Source organism: Pigmentiphaga sp. NML030171 (genome assembly GCF_002188635.1).
In the GTDB taxonomy this organism is placed as follows: domain Bacteria; phylum Pseudomonadota; class Gammaproteobacteria; order Burkholderiales; family Burkholderiaceae_B; genus Pigmentiphaga; species Pigmentiphaga daeguensis.
In genome coordinates, this window is sequence record NZ_NINX01000051.1 from 144,637 (window position 1) to 157,705 (window position 13,069).

A 13,069-nucleotide genomic window follows, 5' to 3' on the forward strand; every position below is an offset into this window, starting at 1 on the left:
GCCAGGCCCGACCAGAGGCCGCCGGCGATTTCGCGCCTTATTGCATGAACGAGGAGACCATCATGCCTGCCGATTGCTCCGCCCCACCGCCGGAATTCAATTTCGCCGGCCACCTGCTGGCGATCAATGCCGAGCGCGCCGCCAAGACCGCCTACATCGACGATCGCGGCCGGCTGACATACGGCGAACTGGACGAAAAAGTGCGCCGCGCGGCCGGCGCCTTGCTTGGCCTGGGCATCCGGCCCGAGGACCGCGTCCTGCTGCTGATGAACGACTGCACGGACTGGCCCGTCACCTTCCTGGGCGCGCTCTATGCCGGCATCGTGCCGGTGGCGGTCAACACGCTGCTCACGCCGGCCGACTACGCCTACATGCTGGAACACAGCCGCGCCCGCGCCGCGCTGGTCTCCCGCGCCCTGTTGCCCAAGCTTTCCGCCGCGCTAGGCGCGTGCCGGCACGGCGTGCGCCATATCGTCGTCTCGCGCGATGGCTCAGACGGCGAAGCGGGCGGCACGCTGGACTTCGACGACCTGCTGGCCGGGCATGAGCCGCTCGCGGCGCCTGCCCCCACGCTTGCCGACGAACCCGCGTTCTGGCTGTATTCGTCCGGGTCCACCGGCAAGCCCAAGGGCACGGTGCACACCCACGGCAACCCCTACTGGACGGCCGAGCTCTACGCCAAGCCCGTGCTGGGCATGCGCGAAGACGATACCGTGTTCTCGGCCGCCAAGCTGTTCTTCGCCTACGGCCTGGGCAATGCCTTGACCTTTCCGCTCAGCGTGGGCGCCACGGTGGTCCTGATGGCCGAACGCCCCACCCCCGAAGCCTGTTTCGAGCGTCTCACCCGCCTGCGGCCCACCATCTTCTGCGGCGCGCCCACCGGCTATGCCGGCATGCTCGCCAGTCCCGCGCTGCCGCCGCGCGACCAGGTCGCCCTGCGCCTGTGCTCGTCTGCCGGCGAAGCCCTGCCCCAGGACATCGGCGAACGCTTCACCTCGCATTTCGGCTGCGAGATCATCGACGGCATCGGCTCGACCGAAATGCTGCACATCTTCATTTCCAACCGCGTGGGCGACGTGCGCTACGGCACCACGGGCAAGCCGGTCGACGGCTACGAGGTCGAGCTGCGAGGCGAGGACGGCAAGCCGGTGGCGGTCGGCGAGATCGGCGACCTCTACATACGCGGTCCGAGTTCGGCGCTGATGTACTGGAACAATCGCGACAAGAGCCGCGAGACCTTCCTGGGCGCCTGGACCAGGAGCGGCGACAAGTACAGCTGCGATGCCGACGGCTACTACACCTACGCGGGCCGCAGCGACGACATGCTCAAGGTCAGCGGCCAGTACGTCTCGCCCTTCGAGGTCGAGGCCACGCTGGTGCAGCATCCGGCCGTGCTGGAGGCCGCCGTCATCGGCGTGGCCGACGCCGAAGGCCTGACCAAGACCAAGGCCTACGTGGTGCTCAAGCCCGGCCAGCAGGCGAGCGATGCGCTGGCCGCCGACCTGAAGGCGTTCGTGAAGTCGCGGCTGGCGCCGCACAAGTATCCCCGCCAGATCGAATTCGTCGGCGACCTGCCCAAGACCGCCACCGGCAAGATCCAGCGCTTCCGCCTGCGCGAACAAGAGGCCGCGTCGCAGGGAGTCCACGCATGAACTCGCGCGCCCCGTTGAACGCCGCCGTCTCGGGCATCGCCGAGGATCTGCCCGTACGGTTCGCCGACGTCTCCTGGGACGGCATGCGGCACGACATCGAGTACGTGCTCATCGCCCCCCAGCGAACCCGGCAGCCCCTGCTCGTGTTCCTGCACGAAGGCCTGGGATCGGTCACGATGTGGAAGGACTTCCCCTATGCGCTGTGCGAGGCCGCCGGCTGCCGGGGACTGGTCCTGTCGCGCTGGGGCTACGGCCGGTCCAGCCCGCGTCCCGCGCACGAAAAATGGCCGGTCGATTTCATGCACCGCCAGGCGCGCGACTTCCTGCCGGCCTTCTTCGAGGCCGTCGGCCACGACACCCGGGCCGATCCGCCCTGGCTGTACGGGCACAGCGACGGCGGATCGATCGCGCTGCTGCACGCGGCGGCCTGGCCCGGCCGCGTGGGCGGATTGATCGTGGCCGCGCCCCACCTGTTCGTCGAACCCGTCACGCTGGCCAGCATCCAGCAGGCACGCGACGGCTACGTAACGACGGACCTGCGCAGCAAGCTCGCGCGCTACCACGCCGACCCGGACTCGGCCTTCTGGGGCTGGAACGACGTCTGGCTGAACCCGGAATTCAAGCACTGGAACATCCAGGCGCTGCTGTCCGCCATACGCTGTCCCGTACTGGCGGTGCAGGGCCATGACGACGAATACGGCTCCATGGCCCAGATAGACGGCATCGCCCAGGAGGTTCCCCATGCCGAACTGCTCAAGCTGGACGACTGCGGCCACTCGCCGCACCGCGACCAGCCCGCCCGATTGATCGAGGCAAGCGTGGCGTTCATGCGGCGCCACCGCACGTAGCACCCTGTCCGGCTTGCCGGACGCCGCAACGATGCGCATCCGCATGGCGCATCGGCCTTTTCCACCAAGAACAGGGCAGCCGACCACGCAGCATGGCCGCCCACCAGGAGACTCGCGATGAACGCTTCCAAACGCAAATTCACCGTCCTCGCCGCCGCCATGATGGCTGCCTCGTGCCTGGCGGTGCCCGCCGGCGCCCAGGCGCCCGGCAAGGTCAAGGTCGGCCTCATGCTGCCCTACACCGGCACCTATTCCGCCCTGGGCACCGCCATCGAGAACGGCTTCCGGCTGTACGTGCAGGAACAGGGCGGCAAACTGGCCGGGCGCGAGATCGAGTACTTCAAGGTGGACGACGAATCCGATCCGGCCAAGGGCTCGGACAACGCCAACAAGCTGGTCAAGCGCGACCAGGTCGACGTGCTGGTGGGCACCGTCCACTCCGGCGTCGCGATGGCCATGGCCAAGGTCGCCAAGGACAACAAGACGCTGCTCATCATCCCGAACGCCGGCGCCGACGACGTCACCGGCCCGCTGTGCGCGCCCAACATCTTCCGCTCGTCTTTCAGCAACTGGCAGCCGGCCTACGCCATGGGCCTGGTCGCCGCCACCCAGCTCAAGCACAAGACCGCCGTCACGCTCAGCTGGAAATACGCGGCCGGCGACGAATCCACCAACGGTTTCAAGGAGGGGTTCGAATCCAAGGGGGGCAAGGTCATCAAGCAATTGAACCTGCCCTTCCCCAACGTGGAATTCCAGGCGCTGCTGACCGAGATCGCCGCGCTCAAGCCCGACGCGGTCTACGTGTTCTTCGCCGGCGGCGGCGCGGTCAAGTTCGTCAAGGACTACGCCGCGGCGGGCCTGAAGGACAAGATCCCCCTGTACGGCGCCGGCTTCCTGACCGACGGCACGCTGGAGGCCCAGGGCGCGGCAGCCGACGGCCTGCTGACCACGCTGCACTACGCCGACGGCCTGACCCTGCCCAAGGACAAGGCCTTCCGCACGGACTACGCCAAGACCTACAAGCTGCAGCCGGACGTCTACGCCGTGCAGGGCTATGACGCCGCCCAGTTGCTGGACGCCGGGCTGAAGGCCGCGGGCGGCGACATCAGCAAGCGCGACGCCGTCGTCAAAGGCATGGAGCAGGCCAAGATTGACAGCCCGCGCGGCCCGTTCACGATGTCCAAGGCCCACAACCCCATCCAGGACATCTACCTGCGCAAGGTCGAGAACAAGACCAACCAGCTGGTGGGCGTGGCGGTGAAGGCGCTGGCCGATCCGGCGCGGGGCTGCAGGATGTAACCCAAGGGAATGCCCCCCCCTACGCGCTTACGCGCGCCCCCCAGGGGGCGGCACTGGCGGACCGGCGGAGCCGGATCCGCTGTGCCCTGGGGAAAAACCAGGCTAGCGGGGGGTGGCGTGTTTTGGTTCCATGTGGGAAAGCCGAGCATGCCGTTCGACGCTGGCCTGGTTGTCGTATCTAGATGGCGGAGTGTGGGATGGATTTGACGACGTTTCTTATTCAGTGTTTGAACAGCGTGCAGTATGGATTGCTGCTGTTCCTGATCGCCAGCGGGCTGACGCTGATCTTCGGGATCATGGGCGTGATCAATCTGGCGCATGGCAGTTTCTACATGATCGGCGCCTACATGGCGTTCTCGCTGTCGTCGCTGACGGGCAATTTCGTGGCGGCGCTGGTGCTGGGCGTGGTGCTGGCGGTGGCGTTCGGGTATGTGCTGGAGTGGTGCTTCTTCAGCTTCCTGTATGAACGCGAGCACCTGCAGCAGGTATTGATGACCTACGGGCTGATCCTGGTGTTCGAGGAAATGCGCAGCATCCTGGTGGGCGACGACGTCCACGGGGTGCCGGTGCCCGACTGGCTGGCCGGCGGCATTGCCATCGGCAACGACATGACGTACCCGATCTACCGGCTGTTCATTTCCGGCGTGTGCGTGCTGCTGGCCGTGGCCATGTATGCCGCGCTCAAGAAGACACGGCTCGGCATGATGGTGCGCGCCGGGGCGACCAACCGCGAAATGGTGCAGTCGCTCGGCATCAACATCTCGCTGCTGTATCGCATCGTCTTCGCCGTGGGCGTGGCCATCGCGGTGCTGGCCGGCATGATCGCGGCGCCGGTGTCCTCGGTGTATCCGGGCATGGGGGGATCGGTGCTGATCATCTGTTTCGTCGTCGTGGTCATCGGCGGCATCGGCTCGATCAAGGGCGCGCTGGTGGCCTCGCTGCTGATCGGCTTCGTCGACACCTTCGGCAAGGTGTTCTGGCAGCAGGCCGCCGGCGCGCTGATCTACGTGCTGATGGCCGCCATCCTGCTGTGGAAACCGGAAGGCCTCTTCAAACAAGGGACTTAGAGGCCCCCCCCCTACGCGCTTCGCGCGCCCCCCAGGGGGCGATGCGAGAGGACCGGCAGAGCCGGATCCTCCGCATCCTGGGTCTAGTGCTTTTATTTTGGGTTGTGGCAGCGGCGCTTCGCTGGCTGCCAACGGGAGCAACGGTGGATATGGAATGAAAGCTTCTTCTCTTCTTGCCTGGATCGTGGCGCTGGCGGTGCTGGCCTTGCTGCCGGTGCTGCCCGAGCCGGTCGGCACGCCGTTCCACGTCGAGCTCGGCGCCAAGGTGCTGATCATGGCGATCTTCGCGCTGAGCCTGCAGCTGCTGGTGGGCTACACGGGACTGGTCAGCCTGGGGCACGCGGCCTACTTCGGCGCCGCGGCGTATGCGGTCGCGATGTTGACGCCGCGCTACGAGGCGGGCAACGGCTGGCTGCTGCTCCTGGCCGCCGTCGGATGCGCCGCCTTGCTGGCGCTCCTGATCGGCCTGCTGGTGATGCGCACGCGCGGCATCTATTTCATCATGGTCACGCTGGCCTTCGGACAACTGGTGTACTTCGTGTTCCACGACGTCGAGGCCTTCGGCGGCAGCGACGGCACCTACATCTACAACAAGCCGGCCTTCACGCTGGCCGGGCGCGCCCTGGTGGACCTGGACCAGGCGCCGCAGTTCTACTGGTTCACGCTGGCCGGGCTGGCCCTGACACTGGCCGTGCTGGGGCTGGTGCTGCGGTCGCGCCTGGGCCACGCGCTGGTGGGCATCAAGCACAACGAGCCGCGCATGCGGGCGGCCGGCTACAACACCCTTGCCTACAAGCTCGCCAGCTTCACCCTGGGCGGCGCGCTGGCGGGGCTGGCGGGCTTCCTGTATGCCACCCAGCACGGCTACGTCAATCCCGAACTGGTGTCCTGGCACCAGTCCGGCAACGCGCTGCTGATGATCATCCTGGGTGGGCTGGGCAGTCTGGCGGGCGCGGTGATCGGAGCCTTCGCCTTCGTCCTGCTGGCGGAGTGGTTCCAGGATCTGACCAAGCACTGGCAATTGCTCATGGGCGGCTTCATCATCCTCGCCGTCGCCTGGATGCCGCAGGGCCTGGCGGGAGGTTTCTCGCGCCTGCGCATGCCGCGCCGGGGACGGCCCCGCGCCCTGCCCCCCGCCGCCACGGCAGCCGGCGACAAGGCTTCCCCCACCCCGACCCCCGCTACGGAGCAGAGGACATGACGGCAGTGCTCCAAGCCCAGGGCCTGAGCCGCCACTTCGGCGCGCTCAGGGCCATCGACAACGTCTCGCTGTCGCTCGCCCCCGACCGCATCCATGCCGTAATCGGCACCAACGGCGCGGGCAAGTCGACCCTCATCCACCTGCTGTCCGGCGAGTTGCCGCCCACGGCCGGCCACGTCCGCCTGCATGGACGGGAAATCACCAACTGGTCGCAACCCCGCCGCGCGCAGGCGGGCATCGGGCGCAGCTATCAGCGCAACACGATCTTCCTGCCGCTGACGGTGCGCGAGAACTGCCGGCTGGCCGCGCAGGCTCGGACGCAGCGTCCCTGGCATTTCTGGCAATCGGCCCAAGCCTGCCGCGCCAGTCTGGACCGCGCCGATGAAGTCATGGAGCGTGCCGGGCTGGCCGCGGTGGCGGGCAAGATGGCCGCCAGCCTGTCGCACGGCCAGAAGCGCCAGTTGGAAGTGGCGATGTGCCTGGCTACCTCGCCCACGGTGCTATTGCTGGACGAGCCGCTGGCCGGCATGGGCGCGGAAGAGTCCGAACGCATGCTGGAGCTGCTGCGGCGGCTGCGGCAGGGCCATGCCATCCTGCTGGTCGAGCACGACATGGACGCGGTATTCGCGGTGGCGGACGACATCACCGTGATGGTCAACGGCAGCCCCATCGCCAGCGGGCTGCCGGCCGACGTGCGCAACAACCCGGACGTCCAGGAAGCCTACCTGGGCGCGGCCCACTGACCCCGGCGGCCGGAGAAAAGGAAGACAGATGGAAGCGCTCATCGACGCCAGCCAGGTGCACGCCTGGTACGGCAGCAGCCATATCCTGCACGGGGTGGATTTCCGCCTGGGACGCGGGGAAACCGTCGGCCTGCTGGGCCGCAACGGCATGGGGAAATCCACCCTTATCCGCACCCTGCTGGGCCACGTCAAGCAGCGCGACGGACGCATTTCGATAGGCGGCCGCGACCTGTCGCGCGGCAAGCCCTACGAAGCCGCCAAGGCCGGCATCGCCTACGTGCCCGAGGGGCGGGGCATCTTCCCCAACCTGACCGTGAAGGAAAACCTCGTCATGGCCGCGCGCCGCGGCGTCGACGGCCAGGCCGACTGGACGCTGGAACGCGTGCTGACTACCTTTCCCCGGCTGACCGAACGCATGGGCAACCTGGGCTGGCAGCTCTCGGGCGGCGAACAGCAGATGCTGTCCATCGGCCGCGCGCTGATGACCAATCCCAGCGCCGTCATCCTGGACGAAGCCACCGAAGGACTGGCGCCGCTGATCGTGGCCGAGATCTGGCGGGTGATCGGCGACATCCGGCGCAGCGGCCTGGCCACCCTGGTGGTGGACCGCAACTACCGGATGGTCATGGCCAATTCCGACCGGCTGGTCGTGATGGAGAAGGGCCGCATGGTGCTGGAAGGCCAGGCCGGGGATCTCGCCCACCGGCCCGAGGCGCTCAGCCGCTACCTGGGGGTGTAGCCCCGGGCGAGCCGCCCCGCTCAATCGTCGGCGGTCTCGCCCACCTGCTCCGGCGGGATCTCGAACACCTGGCGCAGGTAGGCCAGGTAGGCCTTGTCCTCGCACATGGTCTTCTCGGGCGTGTCGGACACCTTGGCCACCGGCTGGCCGTTGCACTTGACCATCTTCATCACCACCTGCAGGGGCTGGTAGCTCAGGTCGTTGGTCAGGTTGGTGCCGATGCCGAAGGCGGTGATGCAACGCCCCGCGAAGTGCTTGGCCAGGCTGATCGCCAGCGGGAAAGTCAGGCCGTCCGAGAACACCAGCGTCTTGGTGCGGGGATCCACCCGGTTCTGCTTGTAGTGCTCCAGCAGCCGCTCGCCCCAGTTGAAGGGATCGCCCGAGTCGTGCCGCGCGCCGTCGAACAGCTTGCAGAAATACATGTCGAAATCGCGCAGGAAGGCGCTCATGCCGTAGACGTCGGACAGCGCGATGCCCAGGTCGCCGCGGTATTCGCGCGCCCACACCTCGAAGCCGTAGATCTGCGAGTCGCGCAGGCGCGGCCCCAGGCCCTGGCAAGCCTGCAGGTATTCGTGCGCCATGGTGCCCAGCGGCGTCAACCCGTGCTTCATCGCGAAATACACGTTGCTGGTGCCCGCGAAATGCTCGCGCATCTGGTCCTTGAGCGTGATGATGACTTCCTCGTGCCAGGCCTTGGAGAAGCGGCGGCGCGTGCCGTAGTCGGCGATATGGAAGTCGCGCAGGTCGGGGTCGCCGCGCACCAGTTCCACCTTGCTCATCAGGCGCTGGCGGCCCTCGGCATAGGCCGGCACCAGGTGGTTGTTGCGGAAATAGACCTCGTTGACGATGGCCAGCACCGGGATCTCGAACAGGATGGTGTGAAGCCAGGGCCCCTGCACGATGATGTCGAGCTCGCCCGGCGACTGCGACCTGGACACCGAGATGCACCGCCGGGGCAGGTGGAACAGCCTCAGGAAGTCGACGAAATCGCTCTTGATGAAGCGCATGCCGCCAAGGTAGTCCAGCTCCTCCTGGGTGAAGCGCAGTTCGCACAGCGCCTCGATTTCTTCGCGGATCTCGTCCACATAGGGATGCAAGTCTATCCCCGGGGTACGGCACTTGTACTTGTACTCGACCTGCGCCGCGGGGAACTGATGCAGGACGACCTGCATCATCGTGAACTTGTAGAGGTCGGTATCCAGCAAAGACGTGATGATCATGGCTAAGAACCGCTCTGGTTGCCGTAGGGGGTGCCGATGTTGCCGGCGGTCATGCCGTAGACGTGCTCCACGCCGGGAAACGCGCCGGTCTCCACTTCCTGGGCATAGCGCCGGAAAGCCTGCAGGACCGCATCGCCGCCGGCGGGCGCCCCCACCATGTAGTTCTTGACGAACTTGGCGGGCGTGGCCGTGAGGCCCAGCATGTCGTGCAGGACGAGCACCTGGCCGGAACACGCCACCGAGGCGCCGATGCCGATGGTGATCAGTTGCACCGCCTCGCATACCTGGCGGGCGACGGGGTCGGGAACCGCCTCGATCACCATCATGGCCGCGCCAGCCGCCTCGACCGCGCGGGCATCGGCGACGATGCGGCGCGCCTCGGCGTCTTCCTTGCCCTGCACGCGGTAGCCGCCCAGGGCATGCACGTGGGATGGCAGGAGGCCGATGTGGCCGCAGACGGGAATGCCGCTGCGGGTCAGCAGTTCGATGGTGGGCGCCAGTTCGGCCCCGCCCTCGATCTTGACCATCTGCGCGCCGGCCTGCATCAGCGTCACGGCGTTGCGCAGGGCCTGCTGCGGGCTTTCCTGGTAGGTGCCGAAGGGCATGTCCGCCAGCAGGAACGGACGCCGGGTGCCACGCGCGACGCAGGAGACGTGATAGGCGATGTCCTGCAACAGGACCGGCAGCGTCGAATCCCTGCCCTGCACGAGCATGCCCAGCGTGTCGCCCACCAGGATGCAATCGACCTCCGCGTCCTCCATGACCTTGGCGAAACCGGCGTCGTAGCACGTCAGCATGGAAATCTTCCGCCCCGCGGCAAGCTTCTTGCGCAGGACGTTCAGGGTGGATCGCATCGTACGGTCTCCGGGGATGCCTGTTGTGTAACCGAAGAAAATAGCACAAGAGAGGACTTACCCCCGCCCAAGACCGCCCCTCCACCGCCCACTCCCATGGCCCTTCAAGGGGAATGGCCGGCCGAACCGCCCGAGTCCGGTAAAATCATGGGCTGACCTGAACTTTTATCCAGCATCGTCCTGGAGCCGCCTATGACTCACGTCGTGACCGAGAACTGCATCAAGTGCAAATACACCGATTGCGTGGATGTCTGCCCGGTCGACTGCTTTCGCGAAGGCCCGAACTTCCTGGTGATCGATCCCGACGAGTGCATCGACTGCGCCGTCTGTATCCCCGAATGCCCGGCCAATGCCATCCTGGCCGAGGAAGACGTCCCCGCCAACCAGATGCATTTCATCCAGATCAACGCCGACCTGTCGCAAAGCTGGCCCAGCATCACGCGCACCAAGCCGCCCCTGCCCGACGCCGACGAGTGGAAGGACAAGGAAGGCAAGCTGGATCTCCTAGAGAGGTAGGCCCCCCCCTACGCGCTGACGCGCGCCCCCCAGGGGGCGGCACTGGCGGACCGGCGGAGCCGGATCCGCTGTGCCCTGGGGTAACCCGCCGCCCGGAATTAATGGATTGATGTCGGACAAGTACACCGTCGAGACGGTTACCTGGGTCAAGACCTGGGTGCCGCACAAGCTCTTCTCGTTCCGCACCACGCGCTCGCCCGGCTTCCGGTTCGTGCCGGGGCAGTTCGCGCGGCTGGGCATCGAGCGCCCGGATCCGGACGCCGAGGACGGGTCGGGCCGCCGCATCGTCTGGCGGGCCTATTCGATCGTGTCGGCGCCCTACGACGATTTCCTGGAGTTCTTCTCCATCGTCGTGCCCGACGGCGAGTTCACCAGCGCGCTCGAGCACCTGCGCGAAGGCGACAAGCTTTACGTCGACAAGACCAATTTCGGCTTCCTGACCACCGCCGCGTTCCCCAGCGGCAAGGATCTGTGGATGCTGGCCTCCGGCACGGGGCTCGCCCCGTTCGTTTCCGTCCTGCAGGACCTGGAGGTGTGGGAGACCTACGATCATCTGATCGTGGTCCACAGCGTGCGCACGGCCGAGGAACTGGTCTACCGGGACACCATAGAAGGGCTGCGCGACCACGAGGTCTTCGGCGAATTCTGCCGGGAACAGCCGGGCAAGCTGATCTACCTGCCCTCGGTCACGCGCGAGCGGGTCGAGGGCGCCATGGATGCCCGCATCACGGCGCTGATCGCCAGCGGCGAGCTGGAACGCCGGGCCGGCGTCACGCTGGATCCGTCGCGTTCGCGCATCATGTTGTGCGGCAACCCCGAAATGGTGTCTGATTTGCGCAAATTGCTGGCGGAACGCGGTTTCGGGGCCTCCCGGCGGGGTAAACCAGGCAATCTGGCCGTGGAAAACTATTGGTGACACCGAGTTGCGCGGCCGGCGTGACACACCGATTGTGCAATGCAATATAATCGGTTTACTGGTGAATCGATTGCCCACCCCGTGGTCTGGAGCAAGGATGCTGTACCAATTACATGAATGGCAGCGCGCCCTGTTGACGCCCTTTGCCCACTTCGCCGATGCGTCGGCCCAGTTGTTCTCGAATCCCTATAGCCCGCTTGCCTACACCCCGCTGTCGCGGCGGCTGGCGGCCGGCTACGAGCTGCTGTACCGGCTGGGCAAGGACTACGAGAAACCGGCCTGGGATCTGCCCACCACCACGCTCGACGGCGCCGAGGCCACCGTCACGGAACAGATCGCGGCGGCCCGGCCCTTCTGTAACCTGGTGCATTTCGTGCGCACCCCGGTGTCGCCCCGCAAGGCCGCGGCCCGGCGCAAGCCCGACCCCACGGTGCTGCTGGTGGCGCCGCTGTCCGGCCACCACGCCACGCTGCTGCGCGATACCGTGCGCGCCCTGCTGCCCGAACACGACGTCTACGTCACCGACTGGATCGACGCCCGCATGGTGCCGCAGTCGGCCGGCCCCTTCCACCTGGCCGACTACGTCGACTACATCCGCGACTTCATCGGCCAGCTGGGCCCGGACGTCCATGTCATCTCGGTGTGCCAGCCCACGGTGCCGGTGCTGGCGGCGGTATCGCTGATGGCTTCGGACAACGACCCCAAGCTGCCGCGCAGCATGATCATGATGGGCGGCCCCATCGACCCGCGCAAGTCCCCCACGCAGGTCAACAACCTCGCCAAGACCAAGCCTTACTCCTGGTTCGAGAACACCCTCATCCACCGGGTGCCGCCGCGCTTCCCCGGCTCGGGGCGCAAGGTCTATCCCGGCTTCCTGCAGCACGCGGGCTTCGTCAGCATGAATCCCGACCGCCACCTCAAATCGCACTACGACTTCTATCTGGACCTGGTGCGCGGCGACGATGATGATGCCGAGGCCCACCGCCGCTTCTACGACGAGTACAACGCGGTCCTGGACATGCCCGCCGAATACTACCTGGACACGATACGCACCGTGTTCCAGGACTTCGAGCTGCCGCGCGGCGTCTGGAAGGTGAACGGCCACCTGGTCAAGCCTTCCGACATCCGCTCGGTGGCGCTGTTCACGATCGAAGGCGAGCTGGACGACATCTCGGGGTCGGGCCAGACCCAGGCCGCGCAGGACCTGTGCAGCGGCATCCCGGCGGATCGCAAGCGCCATTTCACCGCCCCGCGCTGCGGGCACTACGGCATTTTCTCGGGCCGGCGCTGGCGCGAAGTCATCTGTCCCCAGATCGCCGAGTTCATCCGCCAGCACCGGGACGCGGCTTGACCGGAAGCCAGCCGTGAATCGGGTCGATCTCGTCGATGCGCAACTGCCGCAGACCCAGTGTACCAAGTGCGGCTATGACGGCTGCCGGCCCTATGCGCAGGCGCTGGTCGATGACGAGGTACCCATCAACCGCTGTCCGCCCGGAGGCGATGTCGGCATCGCCAGGCTGGCGGCGGTGCTCGGCAAGCCCATCCTGCCCCTGGACGAGACGCGGGGCCGGCATCTTCCCCTGCAGGTAGCCCGTATCGACGAGCAGCATTGCATAGGCTGCACGCTGTGCATCCAGGCCTGCCCGGTGGATGCCATCGTGGGCGCCAACAAGGCCATGCATACCGTGCTGGCGGCCCTGTGCACGGGCTGCGACTTGTGCGTGGCCCCCTGTCCCGTCGATTGCATCAGCATGGAGCCCGTCGAACCGGCGCGCGCCTGGACCGACGGCGACGCCGCCGCGGCCCGCGCCCGCCACCAGCGTCGCCAGGCGCGGCTGGACCGCGAGAGCCGCGAGGACCAGGAGCGGCTGCGCGCCCGTTCGGCCGTGGCAGAGCCTGCGTCCCCCGCCCTGCCGGCCGAAGCGCAGGCCGGCGATCAGGCGGCCGAGCGCAAGCGTGCCATACTGGAGGCCGCTCTCGCCCGGGCCCGTTCCCGGCGCGCGCACTGACCTCG

Annotated in this window: 13 protein-coding genes; 11 read left to right on the forward strand and 2 right to left on the reverse strand. The window is 67.1% G+C overall.

The genetic code is table 11. From position 1 onward, the window contains the following. Nucleotides 1-62 precede the first annotated feature (62 nt). From CDO46_RS25665 to CDO46_RS25695, 7 genes are all read left to right on the forward strand, one after another. Nucleotides 63-1,652, forward strand: a complete 1,590-nt coding sequence (locus CDO46_RS25665) for a benzoate-CoA ligase family protein (RefSeq protein ID WP_254914688.1) — start codon at nt 63-65, stop codon at nt 1,650-1,652. Nucleotides 1,653-1,735: 83 nt separating this feature from the next. Next, entirely contained in the window at nt 1,736-2,500 is a 765-nt protein-coding gene (locus tag CDO46_RS25670) for an alpha/beta fold hydrolase (RefSeq protein ID WP_087841525.1), read from the forward strand. 159 nt (nt 2,501-2,659) lie between these two features. Next, nucleotides 2,660-3,799, forward strand: a complete 1,140-nt coding sequence (locus CDO46_RS25675) for an ABC transporter substrate-binding protein (RefSeq protein WP_243724593.1) — start codon at nt 2,660-2,662, stop codon at nt 3,797-3,799. 197 nt (nt 3,800-3,996) lie between these two features. After that, a complete protein-coding gene (locus tag CDO46_RS25680) occupies nt 3,997-4,866 on the forward strand; it encodes a branched-chain amino acid ABC transporter permease (protein WP_087841397.1) in 870 nt (289 codons plus the stop codon). 154 nt (nt 4,867-5,020) lie between these two features. Beyond that, entirely contained in the window at nt 5,021-6,067 is a 1,047-nt protein-coding gene (locus CDO46_RS25685; protein WP_087841398.1) for a branched-chain amino acid ABC transporter permease, read from the forward strand. Continuing rightward, complete coding sequence (locus CDO46_RS25690; protein ID WP_087841399.1) at nt 6,064-6,810, forward strand: ABC transporter ATP-binding protein; 747 nt, start codon at nt 6,064-6,066, stop codon at nt 6,808-6,810. Before CDO46_RS25685 ends, CDO46_RS25690 begins: the two co-directional genes overlap by 4 nt. A gap of 28 nt (nt 6,811-6,838) precedes the next feature. After that, nucleotides 6,839-7,549, forward strand: coding sequence for an ABC transporter ATP-binding protein (locus CDO46_RS25695; RefSeq protein ID WP_087841400.1), 711 nt, complete (start codon nt 6,839-6,841; stop codon nt 7,547-7,549). A gap of 20 nt (nt 7,550-7,569) precedes the next feature. Here CDO46_RS25695 and pncB read toward each other — a convergent pair whose 3' ends face one another. Both pncB and panB read right to left on the reverse strand, forming a co-directional pair. Next, a complete protein-coding gene (gene pncB, locus CDO46_RS25700; RefSeq protein WP_087841401.1) occupies nt 7,570-8,769 on the reverse strand; it encodes a nicotinate phosphoribosyltransferase in 1,200 nt (399 codons plus the stop codon). Nucleotides 8,770-8,771: 2 nt separating this feature from the next. Then, entirely contained in the window at nt 8,772-9,623 is an 852-nt protein-coding gene (gene panB, locus CDO46_RS25705) for a 3-methyl-2-oxobutanoate hydroxymethyltransferase (RefSeq protein ID WP_087841402.1), read from the reverse strand. A 192-nt stretch (nt 9,624-9,815) separates the two neighbouring features. Here panB and fdxA point away from each other — a divergent pair, with 192 nt between their 5' ends. The 4 genes from fdxA to rsxB all read left to right on the forward strand — a co-directional run bounded on the left by fdxA (nt 9,816) and on the right by rsxB (nt 13,064). Then, complete coding sequence (fdxA, locus tag CDO46_RS25710) at nt 9,816-10,139, forward strand: ferredoxin FdxA (protein WP_087841403.1); 324 nt, start codon at nt 9,816-9,818, stop codon at nt 10,137-10,139. A 109-nt stretch (nt 10,140-10,248) separates the two neighbouring features. Beyond that, a complete protein-coding gene (locus tag CDO46_RS25715; RefSeq protein ID WP_087841526.1) occupies nt 10,249-11,055 on the forward strand; it encodes a ferredoxin--NADP reductase in 807 nt (268 codons plus the stop codon). A gap of 97 nt (nt 11,056-11,152) precedes the next feature. Continuing rightward, on the forward strand, nt 11,153-12,406 hold the full coding sequence (locus CDO46_RS25720) for a polyhydroxyalkanoate depolymerase (protein WP_087841404.1): 1,254 nt from the start codon (nt 11,153-11,155) through the stop codon (nt 12,404-12,406). A gap of 13 nt (nt 12,407-12,419) precedes the next feature. After that, complete coding sequence (gene rsxB, locus CDO46_RS25725) at nt 12,420-13,064, forward strand: electron transport complex subunit RsxB (RefSeq protein WP_087841405.1); 645 nt, start codon at nt 12,420-12,422, stop codon at nt 13,062-13,064. Nucleotides 13,065-13,069 lie beyond the last annotated feature (5 nt).